General features: G+C 69.0%; 13 protein-coding genes and 1 pseudogene. 6 read left to right on the forward strand and 8 right to left on the reverse strand.

Translation table 11 applies throughout. The annotated features are described in order from the left end of the window. Positions 1-197 precede the first annotated feature (197 nt). From F622_RS13410 to F622_RS13805, 5 genes and pseudogenes are all read right to left on the reverse strand, one after another. A pseudogene (locus F622_RS13410) lies at positions 198-4,722 on the reverse strand (DEAD/DEAH box helicase). A 24-nt stretch (positions 4,723-4,746) separates the two neighbouring features. Further along, positions 4,747-5,049, reverse strand: a complete 303-nt coding sequence (locus F622_RS0107860) for a hypothetical protein (protein ID WP_018144508.1) — start codon at positions 5,047-5,049, stop codon at positions 4,747-4,749. Positions 5,050-5,113: 64 nt separating this feature from the next. After that, complete coding sequence (locus F622_RS0107865; RefSeq protein ID WP_019568173.1) at positions 5,114-6,313, reverse strand: alkaline phosphatase family protein; 1,200 nt, start codon at positions 6,311-6,313, stop codon at positions 5,114-5,116. Between the two features lie 4 nt (positions 6,314-6,317). Beyond that, positions 6,318-6,641 carry a BolA family transcriptional regulator gene (locus F622_RS0107870; RefSeq protein ID WP_018176172.1) on the reverse strand — a complete coding sequence of 108 codons (324 nt, stop codon included), beginning with the start codon at positions 6,639-6,641 and terminating at the stop codon, positions 6,318-6,320. A gap of 148 nt (positions 6,642-6,789) precedes the next feature. Beyond that, positions 6,790-7,050, reverse strand: coding sequence for an addiction module protein (locus F622_RS13805; protein WP_081620867.1), 261 nt, complete (start codon positions 7,048-7,050; stop codon positions 6,790-6,792). A gap of 130 nt (positions 7,051-7,180) precedes the next feature. Between F622_RS13805 and F622_RS0107880 the strand changes: the two genes are divergently transcribed. From F622_RS0107880 to F622_RS0107890, 3 genes are all read left to right on the forward strand, one after another. Beyond that, positions 7,181-7,852: a haloacid dehalogenase type II gene (locus tag F622_RS0107880; protein WP_026331555.1), complete on the forward strand. Its 672-nt coding sequence runs from the start codon at positions 7,181-7,183 to the stop codon at positions 7,850-7,852. 95 nt (positions 7,853-7,947) lie between these two features. Next, positions 7,948-9,117 (forward strand): GNAT family N-acetyltransferase/peptidase C39 family protein, encoded by a 1,170-nt coding sequence (locus F622_RS0107885; RefSeq protein WP_019571656.1) that lies wholly within the window; start codon positions 7,948-7,950, stop codon positions 9,115-9,117. Next, complete coding sequence (locus tag F622_RS0107890; protein ID WP_019568170.1) at positions 9,110-10,594, forward strand: RimK family protein; 1,485 nt, start codon at positions 9,110-9,112, stop codon at positions 10,592-10,594. The genes F622_RS0107885 and F622_RS0107890 overlap by 8 nt, the downstream gene beginning before the upstream one ends. Before the next feature lie 59 nt (positions 10,595-10,653). Here the strand turns inward: F622_RS0107890 and F622_RS0107895 are convergent, their stop codons facing one another. After that, on the reverse strand, positions 10,654-11,196 hold the full coding sequence (locus F622_RS0107895) for a glycine cleavage system protein R (protein WP_019563224.1): 543 nt from the start codon (positions 11,194-11,196) through the stop codon (positions 10,654-10,656). A 359-nt stretch (positions 11,197-11,555) separates the two neighbouring features. Between F622_RS0107895 and F622_RS0107900 the strand changes: the two genes are divergently transcribed. Together F622_RS0107900 and F622_RS0107905 are read left to right on the forward strand one after the other, a co-directional pair. Then, positions 11,556-12,233, forward strand: coding sequence for a c-type cytochrome (locus F622_RS0107900; RefSeq protein ID WP_019563223.1), 678 nt, complete (start codon positions 11,556-11,558; stop codon positions 12,231-12,233). Next, positions 12,230-13,231, forward strand: coding sequence for a c-type cytochrome (locus F622_RS0107905; RefSeq protein ID WP_019563222.1), 1,002 nt, complete (start codon positions 12,230-12,232; stop codon positions 13,229-13,231). The genes F622_RS0107900 and F622_RS0107905 overlap by 4 nt, the downstream gene beginning before the upstream one ends. Positions 13,232-13,325: 94 nt before the next feature. Here F622_RS0107905 and F622_RS0107910 read toward each other — a convergent pair whose 3' ends face one another. Both F622_RS0107910 and F622_RS0107915 read right to left on the reverse strand, forming a co-directional pair. Then, positions 13,326-14,096, reverse strand: a complete 771-nt coding sequence (locus F622_RS0107910) for an SDR family oxidoreductase (RefSeq protein ID WP_026330488.1) — start codon at positions 14,094-14,096, stop codon at positions 13,326-13,328. After that, complete coding sequence (locus tag F622_RS0107915; RefSeq protein WP_018168250.1) at positions 14,089-14,910, reverse strand: TatD family hydrolase; 822 nt, start codon at positions 14,908-14,910, stop codon at positions 14,089-14,091. The genes F622_RS0107910 and F622_RS0107915 overlap by 8 nt, the downstream gene beginning before the upstream one ends. A 383-nt stretch (positions 14,911-15,293) precedes the next feature. On the opposite strand from F622_RS0107915, the gene pepN reads away from it, so the two are divergent. Next, positions 15,294-17,930 carry an aminopeptidase N gene (pepN, locus tag F622_RS0107920; protein ID WP_019571657.1) on the forward strand — a complete coding sequence of 879 codons (2,637 nt, stop codon included), beginning with the start codon at positions 15,294-15,296 and terminating at the stop codon, positions 17,928-17,930. The last annotated feature ends 92 nt before the right edge of the window (positions 17,931-18,022 follow it).

Below are 18,022 nucleotides of genomic sequence, written 5' to 3' on the forward strand. Positions count from 1 at the left end.
CCTGCCCTCCACGTTCGGCCGGATCACACCGCGGAGATCCCGGATAACCGCTGCGCGGTTTCCGGGATGACAAGGGGGCGCTGCCGGGCCGGTGCGCAAGAGCGGCGGTAGCCCCTGACAGCCCTGCGCATTTCTCCGTGTCCTCCCGTGCCCTCTGTGGCGAAGAGCCTTTCCTGGCTCTTTCCCGGTGCGGCGTCTCAGCGGCGGCCGGCGGGCGGTTCCAGACGCAGGCCGCGGACCTCGCCCATGGCACCGCCAGCGCGCAGGGCCTCCGTAAACGGGGACTGGCGGGCGGGTTCGCCGTTGATGCTCTCGATGGTGATGCCGCGGCGTTTGGGCAGCCAGCGGCTGCCGCTGCCGGTGAGCTGGCGGATGGCGTCGGTCACCAGGGTGGCGTGTTCCTCCGCGGTGTCGATGCCGGGGATCGCCTCCCAGACGAACAGCTGGCGGCCGGAGGCGGCGAGATAGAGCAGCGGCTGACCGCCGGCCAGCGCGACCAGCGCCCCGGCCACGCGGCGCAGGCGGCCCTCGGCGGCCTCCGGCGGCTGCGGCCAGGGCAGGAGCTGGCCCCAGGGATTGGCCGGGTCGACGCTGGCCAGCCACTGCGGCTCGGGGGTGGCGTCGGCCGTGCGTTCCAGCGCGCGCAGGCGGTCCACCGCGCCGGCGCGCGCGAACTGGGCGCCGGTCAGGCCCTCGACGAAGTGGCCGCGGCGCAGCTTGCCGGCGTCCTCCATCGCACGGTAGACGGGGTACACGCGGCCGAAGCCGCCCGGCAGCCCCTCGGCGCGCGCCATCTCGCGGCTGACCACGCCGTAGCGTGCCAGCAGGTTCTCGGCCTGTTCGCGAGCGCGTTCCGTCAGCGACACGCCGGGATCGATCAGGTCGGCCACCCGGGACCAGCGCCCGCCGGCCAGGCCCTGGCCCGGGCGCCGCCGGCCGCGCGAGCTGGGCTTACGCTGGCCCAGGCTGCGCAGCGGGGCAAAGGTGTCGTTGGTGATCTGCCCGGCCCAGACCCGATCCCAGATCGCGGCCTCGATCATGTCCTGGCGGGCGTCCGGCTGCGCCTCGCGCGCTGCGCGTTCCAGCTCCATGTAGAAGCAGGCGCCGCGCCGGTCCAGCGTCTCCAGGATGGCTTCGGCCAGTGGGTCGTCGCGGGCCGGTGTCTCCGCCTCGGGTGTGTCCGGCTCCAGCAGCACCATCGCCTGTTCGCGGCGCAGGAAGCGGATGCGCCCGTCACTCTGGCCCAGCGCGCCACTGCCCACCCAGACGAACTCGCCGGACGCGGTGATGCGGTCCAGCGCGTCCAGCGAGAAGTCGCGCACCCGCATCGGCAGCACATGGGTGGTCCAGGCCGACCAGGGCAGGGCGACGCCTTCGAGCTGCGTGAGCACTTCGCGCAGGGTGCCGATGCCTGACCCGGGCTCGCTCAGGCCCTGCCAGGCGGGCAGGAAGCGGCCCAGCGCGCGGGCGTCCACCGCCGCCGCCTCGTCGCGCAGGCGGGCCAGGGTGCGGCGCTTCAGCCGGCGCAGGATGTCCAGCTCGCACCAGTCCTCGCCCTGGCCCTGCGGGCGGATCTCGCCGCGCAGCAGCACGCCGGCACTCTCTAGCGCCTCCAGCGCCGGAAGCAGCGCGCCGGGCGCGAGGCCGTAGCGAACGCCCAGCTCCTCGACGCGGAATGGCCCATGGGTGCGGGCGTAGCGGCGCAGCAGCTGTTCCAGCGGGCGTTGCGGCGGCTCGAGGAAACCGGCGGGCAGGCCGGGTGGTGGCACGACCCCGAGCGCGTCGCGAAAGAGGGCAGCGTCCTCGGCCGCGATCCAGCGCGGCTCGCCGGCGATTCGGACCTCGACCGCACGCAGCCCGTCGGCCAGGGTCTGTAGCCAGGGTGCGGGGTTTTCGTCCGCTGCGGCTTCGATCTCCTCCCGCGTCAGGTCGCCCCCCCCGGCGCAGCAGGTCATGCAGCTCGTCGGCGTCGCGGACCTGTGTCGCCTCGGTGGTGTGCGCCAGCTCGGCCTCCAGCTCGGCCAGGGCATCGGGGTCGATCAGCTCGCGCAGCTCGGCTTGGCCCAGCAGCTCGGCCAGCATCCCGCGATCGAGCGTGAGCGCCTGCGCCTTGCGTTCGGCCATCGGCGCGTCCTGCTCGTAGATGTAGGCGGCGACGTAGGCGAATACCAGGCTGCGCGCGAACGGCGAGGCCCGTGGCGTTTCCACCTCGTGCACCCGGATGTGGCGCTCCTGCACCCCGCGCAGGATCTCCCGGAGGGCGTCCAGATCGAACACGTCGGCCAGCACCTGGCGGTAGGTCTCCAGCACCACCGGGAAGCTCGCGTACTCGCGCACCGACGCGAGCAGCTGCTGCGACTTCAGGCGCTGGGCCCATAGCGGCGTGCGCTGGCCCGGGCGGTTGCGCACCAGAAGCAGGGCGCGGGCCGCATTCTCGCGGAAGGCGCTGGCGAACAGGGTGGAGTTCCCCAGCTCGCGAGTGACCGTCTCCTCCAGTTCCTCCGGGTCGGGGAAAAGGCTGTCCAGCTCCGGCAGGTCCTCGCTGTCCGCCAGGCGCAGCACGATGCCGTCGTCGGTGTACATCACCTGCACTTCGAAACCGGACGTGCTGGTCAGCGCCCCCTGCAGGGCCAGCGCCCAGGGGGCGTGCACGCGGGCGCCGAACGGGGTCAGGATGCATACGCGCCAGTCGCCGACCTCGTCGCGGAAGCGCTCGACCACGATGCGCTTGTCCGACGGGAGCTGCCCGGTGGCCTCGCGCTGTTCGTCGATGTAGTCGCCGAGGGTCTCGACCGCCGCCTCCGACAGCGGGGCGTGGTCCTTGAGCCAGGTCGTGCGCTCGGCGCGGTCCATGCGCGCGAGGCGTTCGGTCGCTGCGCCGATCGCGCGCCCGAGTTCGATCGGCCGGCCGGGGCCGTCGCCGTGCCAGAAAGGCAGCTTGCCGACCTCGCCAGGGGCGGGGGAGACCAGCACGCGGTCGCGGGTGATCGCCTCCACGTGCCAGGTGCTGGCGCCCAGGGTCACGTTCTCGCCGGTCTTCAGCTCGAACACCATCTCCTCGTCCAGCTCGCCGATGCGCGGGCCGCCCTCGCCGACATGCACGCCGTACAGGCCGCGGTCGGGGATGGTGCCGGCGTTCAGGCGCGCGGCCAGCGCCGCGCCCCGGCGCGGGGTCAGCTCGTCGCGGGCGCGGTCCCAGGCGAGCCACGGGCGCAGGTCGGCGAAGTCGGTGCTGGGGTAGTGGCCGGAGAGCATATCCAGGGTCGCCTCCAGCAGCGGGCGCGACAGCTCGCGCCAGGGTGCGGCGCGGCGCACCAGCGCGTGCAGCTCGTCCACCGTGCGCGGGCGTTCGCAGACCATCGCGACGAGCTGCTGGGCGAGTACGTCCAGTGGGTTGTGCGGGGCATGGATCGGTTCCAGCGCGCCGACCTGCATGCGCTCGCCAATCACCGCGCATTCCAGCAGGTCGCCGCGAAAGCGCGGCAGCAGCAGCGAGCGCGAGACCTGGCCGACCCCGTGCCCGGCGCGTCCGGCGCGCTGCAGGCCGCGGGCAACCGAGCCGGGCGACTCGACCATGATCACCAGGTCCACCGCACCCATGTCGATGCCCAGTTCCAACGAGCTGGTGGCGACGATGCCGCGCAGGCGTCCGGTCTTCAGTCGCCCCTCGATCTCCGCGCGGCGCTCGTGGGAGACGCTGCCGTGGTGCGCGGCGACCAGGTCCTCCTTGTCGGTGGCCTCGGCCTGCTGTTCGCGCCAGGCGTCGTTGATGCGCTGGACCAGGCGCTCGCAAAGCCCGCGGCTGTTGACGAACACGATGGTCGAGCGGTGTTCCAGGATCGCGGCCAGTAGGCGCGGCTCCAGGCGCGCGGCGCGGTCGCCGCCCCCGCCCGGGAGTGGTCCGGTGCCCTGGCCGTAGACCGCGCCGAGGATGGAGCCGGACGGGATGGTGTCCGCGCCTTCGGACGCTTCGAGGGTGGGGGGTGCGTGTGCCGCTGGCGGCTCCTCCGGGGCGAGGATCTCGAGATCCAGGCGTGGGGCCTCGGCGGCGTCGATCACCTCCACCTCGCGGTTGCCGCCGAGGAAGCCGCGCGCGACCTCCATTGGATGCACGGTCGCGGAGAGCCCGATGCGTTGCGGGTCCTCGCCGCAGCGCTCGGCCAGGCGTTCCAGCGACAGGGCCAGGTGCGCGCCGCGCTTGTTCCCGGCCAGGGCGTGCACCTCGTCGATGATTACCGTATGGATGGATTCGAGGTTCTCCGCGGCCTTCGAGCCCAGCAGCAGGTAGAGCGACTCCGGCGTGGTCACCAGGATGTCGCCGGGTTCGCGCGCCTGGGCGCGGCGCTCGGCCTGCGGGGTGTCGCCGGTGCGGATGTGCACCACGGGTTCGCGGGCCGACTGGTCGCCCAGGCGCGCGGCGGTCCGCGTGATGCCGGTCAGCGGGGCGCGCAGGTTGCGCTCGATGTCGGTGGCCAGTGCCTTCAGTGGCGAGATGTAGAGTACCGAGTAGCCGGTGCGGGGTTCCGGGGCCGGCTCGCCGGTCAGGCGGTCGATTGCACTCAGGAACGCGGCAAGGGTCTTGCCGCTACCGGTCGGAGCGATCAGCAGACAGTGGTGGCTGGCGCGGATCGCGGGCCAGCCGCGGGACTGGATGGGAGTGGCCTGCTCGAAGGCCTCGCGAAACCAGGTGTCGGTCGCGGGACGAAAGGGCGTGACCGGCATCGGCTGGGGCCCCGAGCTGGCGGGTCAGGCGTGGCCGACGGTGCTGTCGGTGGTGGAGTGGAAGTAGTCGCTGTCGCGCGCCAGCTCGTCGATCAGCTCGTGCAGCATGGCCAGCCGGCTTTCAGCATCCGCGAACGGGGCGCAGTCCTCGCACAACGGGTCGCCGCAGGGTTGGCGGCTGTACAGCCAGAAGTGGATCGCACCGGCCAGCAGGCCGTCGGCAACATCACCGGTCTCGTCGGCCTGGCCGTCATCCGCCAGGCGGTTGGCCAGCTCGATCAGGTGCTGGGCGGCGTTGTTGTAGGTCTGGTCGGTGGTGTCGTTCATGGGGTCTCGGGACAGTCTTGTTTAGCCAGCGCCAGTCGGTTTGACTGACACAGAACCCGGCAGTTTACCGCGACTGGCCGATATTCCGAAGAAACAGGGGAATATGCCGTTCCTCCGGGGACAGGCCGCCGTGGGCGCCAACGAAGAACGGCCCTTCGTCGTCGGCCGGCGGGTCCACCAGGTAGGCGTCCTCGACCGGCAGCAGCAGGTAGTCGCCGGCCCGCGCGCGCAGTTCCGGGTGTTGCGGCTCGGGGCCGAGGGTCCCGTGGCCCAGCCACTCGGCCTGCGGGATGGCCAGGACATCGTCACCGAACGCCCGCTCCAGTGCCTGCAGGAAGTCAGCGTGCTGTCCGGTTCGGATGTGGGCGAGGGCGGCGCGTGGCTCGCCGGTCAGACGGTGGCGCAGGCAGGCCTGTACCGCCGGATGCTCGCGGAGGTCCAGGCGGCGTTCGACCGTGCGCATGCCGTGGTCGGCGGTGGTCAGGAACACGCTCTCGGGGCGCTGGATCTGCGCGCAGGTGGCGGTGTAGGCCAGGTCCAGCTGTTTCAGGTGGCGCTCCACCTCCGGGCTGTCCGGGCCGTACTCGTGGCCCAGATGGTCCAGCTCCGACCAGTAGACGTAGGTGAAGTGGGGGCCTGGCGTCGCGTTCACGTGCGCGGCCACCCGCGCCGGCAGCTCGGAGAGGTCCTCGAAGCCAATGAAGTCGGCGCCGCGGCTCATCATGCGGTTGTAGGGCGTGCCGCCGATCCATTCCGGGCCGATGAAGGTCATGCCGCAGTCAAGCCGGTCGCCCAGGCGGTCGGGCTGCACGCGGCCGGTCAGCTCGCGGTAGCCGAGCGTGGCCGGGTGGTCGTCGGCGCCGCGCTCCTGGCCCATCAGTACCGTAAGGGTGCGTTCGGCGGCCGCCAGGCGGGTATGCCAGCCGAGCAGGCCATGCCGTGCGGGGTGGCGGCCGGTCAGGATGCTGGTGATCGCGGTGGCCGTAGTGCTGGGAAACACAGTCTCCAGATCGGTCACGTGGTCCGCGCCCAACAGCGGCGTGTGGCGGCGGTAACGGGCGGCAAAGCCGTCGATGAGCCAGAGTACGATATGGCGGTCCGGGCCCAGGTGCTCGGAGACACCCGCGAGCGGCGGGTGCGAGGCCGCCGCGTTCAGGCTCGCCTCGATCTGGCCGAGCAGGTCCATCAGCCCGGGGGATTCCAGCCGCGCGCGCAGAATGGCGTCCACGGCCGAGTGGGCCGTGGGGGTGGCAGTGACCGACAAGACCTCAGGCCTTCGCGCCGCCGTCGCCGCCCATGCAGGGCGGGGAATCCGCGACCTTTCCGGCGCGCTCGAACCACTGGTCCGGGTCCAGGGTGTGCAGCGCCAGGGCGTGGATGCCCCCGGCCAGCTCGTCGGCCAGGGCCTGGTTCACCAGACGATGCCGCGCGATCAGTTTCTGATCGCGAAAGGCCTCGGATACCACGGTCACCTTGAAGTGCGACTCCGAACCCGGCGGCACGTTGTGCATGTGGCTCTCGTTCACCACCTCCAGATGCTCGGGCGCAAAGCGTTCCTCCAGTTTCCGGCTAATGGTCTCCTGCATGGTCATCGACGACTCCAGTGCTTCGAATGGTGGGTCAACGTGTCCAGTCTGCCGTGTCGGCAACGCATGTCCAGATCCTCTGTGGGTCGCATGGCTGCCGTGCCCGGAAGGCCGGGATTACGCGCCCGGTGCGCGGGTCTTCCAATAGTCCGGATCACGATGCAGGTGCATGATGGCGAGAATCAGAACAGCGTCGTTGAAACCGGTGCCGTATCTTCTCGAAGACCTGCTCGCCCGGAATGGCCGCGACCGTGCCCGACCGGATCTCTTCCAGGCGTTTTCGGGAGACTTCCGCCCATTTTCGGTCTACATCCGCATCGGGCGGGTTCAGGCTGCGCAGGAGAGAATCGACTACCAGGGCGCGGTCCTCCACGGGTAGGGACTCGGCTTCGTCGATGAGGTCTTTGATCTTCATGTCATCATCCTCGTGACATCGCTGTGGGCGATGGCCGGAGCAAGGTGTCTGCTCATACTGGCATGGTAGTGCGAGAGGGCGCCATTGTGGCCGGCATGAAGCAGGTGGTTCCCGCTCCTGGGAGGTGATGATGCGACAGACACTGGCGTTCGATGTGTACGGGACGCTGATCGATACGCAGGGGATTGTGGCGACGCTCGAAGGCTGGATCGGCGAGCGGGCACCTGTGCTGGCGCGTGCCTGGCGCGAGAAGCAGCTCGAATACACCTTCCGGCGTGGGCTGATGGGGGCGTATGCGGACTTCGATACCTGTACCGAGCAGGCGCTGCGCTATTGCTGCCAGGCGTTGGATATCGAGCTCGACCCTGAGCAGGAGGTGGCGTTGTTGCTGCGCTATCGCCAGCTCCCCGCCTTTACCGATGCGGCTCCGGCCCTGGATCGCCTGCGCGCGGACGGCCACCGCCTGTTCGCATTCAGCAACGGCAGGGCCGAGACGGTGGATGAGCTGCTGCGCCACGCCGGTCTGGACGATCGCTTCGAGGATGTCGTCAGCGTGGACGAGATCGGCTGTTTCAAGCCCGATCCACGGGTGTACCGGCATTTCCTCCAGCGGGCGAATGTATTGCCGATGGCTGCCTGGCTGATCTCGGGCAACCCGTTTGACGTGATCGGCGCGCAGGCCGCGGGTATGCGCACGGCCTGGCTCGACCGGGCGGGGCAGGGGCTGTTCGATCCCTGGGGCGGGGAACCCACCGCTACCATCCGGGGCCTGGACGAGCTGGCCGGCGCGCTGGGTTTGTAGCGGCCGCGACCTCGGCAAGCATTCCCGTTGCAACGCGCTATTCGCACGCGGTGGTTGCGCTACGATGGAGATCGGGCAGCCGCCGGGAGAGGAGCGTGAGCCAGCACGTCAAGCAACGGGTCGCGCCCGCAACGGAATCGCCCCTGATCCGTGCGGCTACGCTGGAGGATCTGGAGGCGCTGGTGGCGCTGGAACAGGCGGCGTTCGAGGTCGATCGCATCTCGCGGCGGCAGTTTCGCTACCTCCTCACGCGCGGGCATGCGGCCACGCTGGTGGCGGAGGGGCCCGGCGGTGAGGGGCTGCTCGGCTACGTGATGCTGCTGTTCAGCCGGGGTACGTCGCTGGCGCGGCTGTACTCCATCGCGGTCAGCGAGCGGGCACGTGGGCAAGGGCTCGGGCGGCGCCTGGTGGAGGCGGCGGAGGATGTGGCGCGGGAGCACGGCCGGACCGATCTGCGCCTGGAAGTGCGCCGTGACAACGCGGCCAGTCAGGCGTTGTTCCGGGGGCTGGGGTATCGCGATTTCGGCACCATCGACGACTACTACGAGGACCACATGGATGCGCTGCGGCTGCAGAAGTCGCTGGCGCCCGGTCCCGATCCGGCGCTGGTGCGCGCACCGTACTACGCGCAGACGCTGGAGTTCACCTGCGGCCCGGCCGCGCTGATGATGGCGATGCGCGCCATCGACCCGGACCTGAAGCTGGACCGGCGCCTGGAGCTGCGCCTGTGGCGCGATGCCACCACCATATTCATGACCTCCGGCCACGGCGGTTGCGGTCCCTACGGGCTGGCGCTGGCGGCCGCCCATCGCGGGTTCGAGGTGGAACTGCTGGTGCGCGATCGCGGCGTGGCGTTTGCCGATTCGGTGCGCAGCGTGGAGAAAAAGGAAGTCATGCAACTGGTGCAGGAAGAGATGATCGAGGAGCTGGAGCAGCTCGGGGTCCCCGTGGTGCATGGTCCGGTGAACGTGGCCCAGCTGGCGGCACGCTCTGCCGAGGGCGGGGTGCCGGTGGTGTTGATCAGCAGCGTGCGGCTGTACGCCGAGCGCTTCCCGCACTGGGTCACGGTCACCGGGTTCGACGAGCGCTTTGTCTACGTGCACGACCCGTTCGTGGATACCGAGCAGGGCGGGCGCGCGCTGGATTCGGTCAACATGCCGATCGCCCGCGCGGCCTTCGAGCGCATGGCGCGCTATGGACGCGCGGGGTTGCAGGCGGCGGTGATCGTCGGCCCACGCAAGACGCCAGGGGTGGCGCATGCCTGAGCACCGCATCCTGGTCGAGCGCCGGGCGGACTGGAAGCCGCACTTCCCCGACCTGCCGGTGATGGCCATCGACGACTACCTGCGCGGCCCGGCCGTCGACGACCCGGCCAACCTGCGGGTGATCAACCTGTGCCGCAGCCAGCGCTACCTGTCGGCGGGCTACTACGGCTCGTTGCTGGCGGAGGCGCGCGGGCATCGGGTGATCCCCAGCGTGCGCACCCTGCAGGACCTGTCGCGCAAGTCGATCTACAGCCTGGACACCGAAGAACTGGATGAACGTGTGGCGCGCGTACTGGGGCGCAGCCGCCAGGGCACGCATCCGGAACGGCTGGAACTGACCGTGCTGTTCGGCCAGTGCGCCGAGCCGGCGCTGCAGGAGATCGCCGGGCAGCTGTTCGCCCTGTTCCCCGCGCCGATGTTCCGGGTGGAGTTCCGGCTGCAGGGCCAGTGGCAGATCCATGCCCTGCGCCCGTTCGCGCTCAACGCGCTCGAGCCCGAGCAGGAGCCGGCCTTCTTTGCCGCCCTGGAGCGCTACCTCTCCAAGCCCTGGCGCCGCCGGCGCGAGGCCCGCAGCGCCCGCTACGAGCTGGCCATCCTGCACAACCCGGACGAGGCCCTGGCCCCGTCCACGCCGGCGACGCTCAAGCGCTTCGTCCGCGCTGGACAGGAGCAGGGGATGGATGTCGAGCTGATCCAGGCGCGCGACCTGCCGCGGCTGGCGGAGTTCGATGCCCTGTTCATCCGCGAGACCACCGCGATCGACCACTACACCTACCGCTTCGCGCGCAAGGCCGAGGCCGAGGGCATGGTGGTGATCGACGATGCCGACTCCATCCTGCGCTGTACCAACAAGGTCTACCTGGCCGAACGCCTGGCCGCCCATCGCGTGCCCACACCGAAGACGGTGATTCTCAACCGCGAGACCATCCTGCGCGCGGAGGAATCGATCGGCTATCCCGTGGTGCTGAAGATCCCGGACGGCAGCTTCTCGCGCGGCGTATTCAAGGCGAACGACCGCGGCGAGCTGGAATCCATCGCCCGGCGCCTGCTCAAGGAGAGCGATCTGATCCTCGCCCAGGAGTTCGTCTACACCGAATTCGACTGGCGCATCGGTGTGCTCAACCGCCAGCCGCTGTACGCCTCGCAATACCTGATGTCGCGCAAACACTGGCAGATCGTCAACCACGACGCCAAGGGCGGCGCGCGCGAGGGCGGCTTTCGCACCCAGGCCCTGGCCGACGTGCCCGCGGCGGTGGTCAAGACCGCCGTCAAGGCCGCCAACCTGATCGGCGACGGCCTCTACGGCGTCGACCTCAAGCAGACCCCGCGCGGCGTGATGGTGATCGAGGTCAACGACAACCCCAACCTTGACGCCGGCATCGAGGACAAGGTCCTCGGCGAGACGCTCTATACCACCCTGATGCAGGACTTCGTCCGCCGCCTCGACGCCGCCCGCCGCCACCGCGCCGCACCCTGATGCGGCTTTCCGGCGCGCTCGTTACGGGCGAGGGGTATCGAGCTTGCTCGGATTCCAGGTCAGGCTGCCTCGGGCGGCTCGTGTTGCGGGTCGTGGAGTTCGAGGTCGACCATCAGTTCGTTGGCCAGTGCCTCGAGGGCGTCCTGCAGGGTGTCCAGATCCAGGTCCTCGGGGACGCCGAGCTGCGCCTGCGCGTGGAACATTGGTTCGCCGGTCATTGAGCCCGGCTTGCAGGCCGTATCCAGGGTTTCCACGCTGACGCCGTGGCGCGAGAGGATGGCGGTGATGTCCTGCACGATCCCCGGCCGGTCGTGTCCGACCAGATCGAGCATCACCCGGTGCCAGGGCGGTGCCGGAAGCTCACTCCCGCGCTGGATCTGGACCTGTAGACCGTCCCCCTCCAGCTCGCGCAGTGCGGCCTCCAGCTGGTCCGCGGCATCCGCCTCGGCCTCCAGCAGCACGACCCCGGCGAACTGACCGGCCAGCTGCGCCATGCGGCTCTCCAGCCAGTTGCCGCCCGCCGCCCGCGCCCGCGCCGCCACCGCGCTGACCAGCCCCGGCCGGTCCGGCCCGATCACCGTCAGAATCACCGAAGTCTTCATGCTCTGTCTCCCTGTTCCCGTTGCGATCAGACGGGTCATGCTACGGCATGGTTCCGGTTCGCAGGTACCGCGCCACTTTGGAGCCCTTGCCGGCACTGGCGCGATTCGGCGCTAGTTCAGCCAGTAGTCAGGCCAGTAGCCAGGGATGTGCTGCCCCATCTACGCCTTGGCGTAGGCCCCTGTGTGGGAGAGGTTTGATCTGCATCAAGAACCCGGCTGTCTCTAACCGCAGGACGTATCCTTTATGCTGAATTGAGAATATTCTTTAGTTGTTATTTCTGGGTTCGCCCGATGATCGTGGTGACTGTTCGGTGACTCCTCTTTCGGCGCATAGCGGCTCATGACCAAGGACAGCACATATGAAAAAGAAACAGCTTGCCGGAGGGTTGGCCCTCCTCCTCGGTCTCGGCCTCGCGGGGACGCCGGCACTGGCCGTCGATGGCCTTGAAGGTGATCCGCAGCGCGGGGAGGGTCTGACGCAGACCTGCGTTTCCTGCCATCAGGCCGATGGCTCCGGGCAGAACGTTCCGGGAGGCGAATCCTGGCCGCGCCTGGCCGGTCTGTCCGAAGGCTATATCGCGCGGCAACTGAAGGATTACCAGGAAGGCCGCCGCCGGAACAGCACCATGGCCGCGTTCGCCAATATGCTGGATGATCAGGCTGTAGCCGATGTCGCTGCGTACTACGCCCAGCTTCCGGTTACCCAGGCCGAGGGGGGCGACGACGTGGATGACGCCACCCTGGCGCGCGGCGAGGAGCTGGCGCGGCGTGGGGACTGGAACCAGTACATCGTCAGCTGCCAGAGCTGCCACGGCCCGGGCAATGCCGGGGCCGGTGATGTGTTCCCGGGCATCGCGAGTCAGCATGCCGGCTATATCGCCGGTCAACTGCGACAGTGGCAGGAGGGCGAGCGCGACAACGATCCGCAGGGCCTGATGGCTGCGATCGCCAAGCGCATGAGCGATGAGGACATCCGGGCCGTCTCGGCCTGGCTGGCCCGTCAACGTGTCACGTCGGCACAAGGGGATACGGAATGAAGATTCGCAAGCTCACGCTGACGACGGGCGCGGCCGTCCTGCTGGCCGGTGCCGCGAGCGCTGCCTGGGACGAATACAAGCCCCTGTTCGCCCTCGGTTATGCCGAGCCGGAGGAGGGCCAGCTCGTCCATATCCCGCCGACGCTTCAGGATCTCGAGGATGCCGCCATGAGTCCCGAACTCAAGGACGTGGTCCGGCGCGGTCATGACCTGTTCGTTGATACCCAGCAACTGCGCGGCCAGCATGTGTTCAACGACATGAATTGTGCCAGCTGCCACATGGATGCCGGGCGCCAGCCGTTCAGTGCCGCTTTGTGGCCGGCCGCGATCACGCTGCCGGATTACCGCGGCAAGAACTGGCAGGTGAACAGCCTCGAGGAACGCGTGGTCGGCTGCTTCACCTACTCGATGAATGGCAATCCGCCGGAGTACGGCAGCGACACGATGCTGGCCATCACTACCTACATGCAGTGGCTGGCCAAGGGTGCACCGGTCTACCCGGACCAGGAGATCTACGGGCGTGGCTATGGATCGGTGGCCGAGCCGGAACAGGAGCCTAACTACGAGCGCGGCAAGGCGGTCTATGCCCAGAGCTGCGCGATCTGCCATGCAGAGGACGGTCAGGGGTTGAAGCAGGACGGCCAGGTGGTCTTCCCGCCGTTGTGGGGAGATGGTTCCTACAACTGGGGTGCCGGGATGTCGCGGATCAATACCTCGGCGGCCTTCATCAAGCACAACATGCCGTTGGGCCAGCCGAACTCGCTCAGCGACCAGGAGGCCTGGGATGTGGCGTTCTACATGAACAGTCACGAACGCCCGCAGGACCCGCGCTACACCGGTGATGTTCACGAGACCCGTGAAAAGCACGCCAATTTCCACGGGCGCACCCTCTACGGGACCGTGCGCGAGGTGGACGGGCACTTGCTGGGCGATCACGACAACACCGGCGAGAAGGACTTCCTGCGCCCGGAGATCCTCCGCTCGCGCACCTTCGACTGACGCGATCGCCTCCCGGCTGATTCACTGGGAGGCCGTCAACGCCCTGGAACGCGGGTCGTTCCGGGGCGTTTTCGTTTCCGCTTTTGGGCGGGGGTCAGTCGGTGTAGATCATCCGGCGGGTCATCCCGCCGTCGACGGTCCAGGTCTGGCCGGTGACGAAGCCGGCGTCCGGCCCGAGCAGGAAGGCGGTTAGGGCGGCGATGTCGGCGGGCTGGCCGACGCGCCCGGCCGGGTGCTGGGCGTGGTCCTGTGCGGACAGGGGCTCGGCCTGTTGCTGGTCGGGGCTGCGGGCGTCGATCCAGCCGGGGCGGATGGTGTTCACGCGGACATCCGGCCCGGCGCTGATGGCCAGGGCGTGGGTGAAGGCGTCGAGGCCGCCCTTGCTGGCGGCGTAGGCCTCGGTGTGTGGCTCCGACTGCAGGGCGCGAGTCGAGCTGATGTTCACGATGGCCCCATGGCGGCGGCGCAGCAGCGGCAGGGCATGCTTGCCAAGCAGGAAGGCACCGGTGAGGTTGGTGTCCAGCCAGCGCTGCCAGTCGGCGAGTTCCAGTTCTTCCAGTGGCCCGGAGTGCGGGTCGCTGATGCCGGCATTGTTGACCAGCGCATCGAGTCCGCCGTGCCATTCCTCCGTGCGCCGAATGGCTTCGCGGACCTGTTGCTCGTCGCGGACATCCAGCGTCATCGCCCGGGCCGCGGGGCCGATGCGCGCGGCGGCCTGTTCGCATTCGGCGCCGTCGAGGTCGGTCAGTACCACCTGCCAGCCATACTGCACCAGGCGCCCGGCGATGCCGAGGCCGATCCCGCGCGCGGCGCCGGTGACCAGCGCCACCCGTGGCGTCGGGTCGTTGTCCGGTGTTTCAGACACCGGCGGTTTCGGGGAGGTTATAGAAGGCGCGGGCGGTGGCGGTGGTGTGGACGGCGAGGTCTTCGCTTGGCTCGTCGCGCAGCTTGGCCACGTATTCGCCGATGTGGGGGAGGAAGGCGGGCTCGTTGCGCCGGCCGTTGCCGATCTTCTTGCCGGTGCCCTTGGGCAGGCTGCGCGGCAGGAGGTAGGGGGCGTCGGTCTCGATCATCAGGCGGCCGCGCGGGATGCGCGGGACCAGCGGGTGCAGGTGGTGGCCGCGGCGTTCGTCGCAGACCCAGCCGGTGATGCCGATGTGGCAGTCGAGGTCGAGGTATTCGGCCAGGGCGTCGGCCTCGCCGGTGAAGCAGTGCACCACGGCCGCCGGCACCTTGTCGCGCCAGCGGCGCAGGATCTGGGCGAAGTCGTGGTGGGCGTCGCGTTCGTGCAGGAACACCGGCAGGCCGAGGTCGGCGGCCAGCTCCAGCTGGGCCTCGAAGGCGCTGCGCTGCTGCGGGCGCGGCGAGTGGTCCCGGTTGTAGTCCAGACCCATCTCGCCCATGGCGACCACGTTGGCGTCCGCACGGGCGAGGTCACTGAACCGGGCGGCGATCGCGTCGGTCCACTGTTTGGCGAGATGTGGATGCACGCCCAGGGTGGCGCGGCAGCAGTCCGGGTAGCGGTCGGCGATCTCCAGGCACTTTTCGCTCTGGTGGGCGTCGGCGCCGGTGATCAGCATCCAGGAGACACCGGCCTCGCGGGCGCGTTCGAGGACCTCGTCGCGTTCCTTGTTGAACGATTCGTGGGTGAGGTTAAAGCAGATATCGATCCATTCCATGCGCGGTATGCTAACGGATTGGACGCGTGGTGCCAGTTCCCGGGGCAGTCATTGCGAGGGGCCGCCGGCGCCGTGGCACAAAAGCGCGAAGCGCGTTGAACGGCCGCAGGCCGGCCCGAAGGGCGAACGCAGCGAGTCATCTCCGTCCGAGACCACTGGAGCTCTCGAACCCGACGCTTCGCGAGCTTCAGGAGATTGTTTCGTCGCCTTCGGCGCCTCGCAATGACGGGGGTAAGGAGCGGCGTCATCGCGAGGAGCGGAGCGACGTGGCGATCTCTGTGAGGAACCCCGGCGTTGCAATGGCGGGGTTGTGGTCCGGGTTTGGGGCTGAGGCCGCGGCGGCGTGTTAAACCTTGTGCAGAGCTTTTGATTTGGAGTTTGGAATGCGTGATGCGAGCCCCCTGGCGGTTTATCTGAACGACTATCAGCCGCCGGCGTTTGTGGTGGAGAGCCTGGAGCTGGACTTTGATCTGGCGGCAGCAGCCACCGAGGTGACGACGCGCATGGCGGTGCGGCGCAACCCGGAGGCGGTGGAGCCGGATGCGCCGCTGCGCATGTATGGCGATGGCGTGGAACTGGTCTCGTTCACCGTGGACGGCGCCAAGCCGGCCGAGGGTTTGCTGGAACAGGACGCCGAGGGGCTGCTGCTCCACGGCCTGCCGGAGGCCGCGCGGCTGGAGATCGTCAGCCGCTGCCACCCGGAACAGAACACCGCGCTGGAGGGCTTGTACGCCTCCAGCGGCAACCTCTGTACCCAGTGCGAGCCGGAGGGCTTTCGCCGCATCACGTTCTTCCCCGATCGGCCGGACGTACTGACAACGTATCGCGTGCGACTGGAGGCGGACCGGGTGCAATACCCGGTACTGCTGGCGAACGGTAACCGGGTGGAAGCCGGCGAGCTGGACGGTGGCCGGCATTACGCCGTGTGGGAGGACCCGTTCCTCAAGCCGTCGTACCTGTTCGCGCTGGTCGCGGGGGATCTGGCCTGCCAGCGCGACACCTTCACCACGATGTCCGGGCGTGAGGTTCAGCTCGAGCTGTACGTGGAGGCACACAACGCCGATCGCTGCGACCACGCGCTGGCCTCGCTGAAGCGCGCGATGCGCTTTGATGAGGAGGCCTTTGGCCGCGAATACGATCTGGATGTGTACATGATCGTCGCGGTGGACGACTTCAACATGGGGGCAATGGAGAACAAGGGGTTGAACCTGTTCAACGCCAAGTACGTGCTGGCCAGTCCCGACACCGCCACGGATGACGACTTCGTCGCCATCGAGTCGGTGATTGCCCACGAGTACTTCCACAACTGGTCGGGCAACCGCGTGACCTGTCGCGACTGGTTCCAGCTGTCGCTGAAGGAGGGGCTCACGGTCTTCCGTGACCAGGAGTTCACCACCGACTGCACCCTGTTCGGCGTGAAGCGGATCGACGACGTGGCCATGCTGCGCGCTTTCCAGTTCCCGGAGGACGCCGGCCCGCTGGCGCACCCGGTGCGTCCGGACCACTACGCCGAGATCAACAATTTCTACACCCTGACCGTGTACGAAAAGGGCGCGGAGCTGATCCGCATGCTGCGCACCCTGATCGGCCGCGAGACCTTCCGCCGCGGACTGGACGTCTACTTCGAGCGCTTCGACGGTCAGGCGGTGACCACTGACGACTTCGTGGCGGTGATGGCCGAGGTCAGTGGTCGCAACCTGACGCCATTCAAGCGCTGGTACACCCAGGCCGGCACCCCGCGGGTCACGGCCGCGACGTCGTTTGACGGCCCCGGTGGCCAGGCGCGCATCACGCTCACGCAGGAGACGCCGCCAACTCCGGGGCAGGAGCACAAGGAGCCTGTGGTGATCCCGATGCGGGTGGCCTTTCTGGATGCCGAAGGACGGCGCATCACGGCTCACCAGAAGGGTGGCGAGGTGCAGGACGAGTGGGTGCTGGAGCTCAGCGAAGGCGAGCAGACCTTCCGTTTCGAAGAGTTGTCCGACTCGCCAGCCGCGATCTCCTGGCTGCGCGGCTTCTCCGCCCCGGTGATCCTGAACGCCAACCAGGGCGTGGACGAGCTGGCCCACCTGCTGGCCTATGACGACGACGCCTTTGCCCGCTGGGAGGCGGCGCAGACGCTGTTCCGCCGCGCGATCCGGTCACGCATCGAGCACGATGCCGCCGACACCGCGCTGGAGGCGGCGATCGAGCATGCCCTGGCAGCGCTGTTGCGCGACGAGGCGATCGAGCCGGTGCTGTTGGCGACCATCCTGCAGTTGCCGCCGACCCGCGAGCTGGCCGAGCTGTTCGAGCGCGTGGACCCGGTGCGTCTGCGCAACGAGCGCGACGACCTGGAGAAGCGCCTGTACATGCCGCTGACCGAGGCGATGCAGCAGATTCAGCCGAAGCTGGATGACGTCGACAACGGTGCGTTCACCGCCGAGGCCATGGGCCGGCGCCAGCTGCGCAACCGGTTGCTGGCGCTGCGCGTCGCCGCGCGCGACCAGGCCGCGGTGCCCGAGGCCCTGGCGCAGTACCAGAAGGCCCGCAGCCAGACCATGCGCATGGGCGCACTGAACGCGGTCAACGAGCTGGACCATGAGGCGCGCCAGGTGCTGCTGGCGGACTTCGAAAAGCGCTACCGCGACGACCCGCTGGTGCTGGACAAGTACTTCGGTCTGCAGGCGGGCAGCCAGGTCGCCGGCGGTTTCGAGCGCCTGGACGCGCTGCTTGAGCACCCCGGCTTTCGCTGGACCAACCCGAACCGCGTGCGCGCGGTGCTGGGGCCGTTCATGGCGCGCAACGAACGCCACTTCCACCAGGACGACGGCGAGGGCTACCGCCGTATGGGCGGCTTCGTCGAGAAGCTGGACGCGATGAACCCGCAGACCGCCGCACGCCTGGCCCAGCCGCTGACCCGCTGGCGCAAGGTCGACACCGTGCGCAGTGAATTGATGCGAGCGGAACTCGAGCGTCTGGCCGCACTCGAAGTCTCGCGCGATCTGCGCGACGTGATCGAACGCGCGCTGGCCCCGTAGCCGATCGGGCGTTGGGGGTGAATGCAGGAGCGTGCTTGCACGCGAAGCCCCTGCCCGCGTCCGGCTTTGGCTGGGGCTTCGCGTGCAAGCAC

This window comes from Thioalkalivibrio sp. ALMg3, assembly GCF_000381225.1.
GTDB classification, from domain to species: domain Bacteria; phylum Pseudomonadota; class Gammaproteobacteria; order Ectothiorhodospirales; family Ectothiorhodospiraceae; genus Thioalkalivibrio; species Thioalkalivibrio versutus.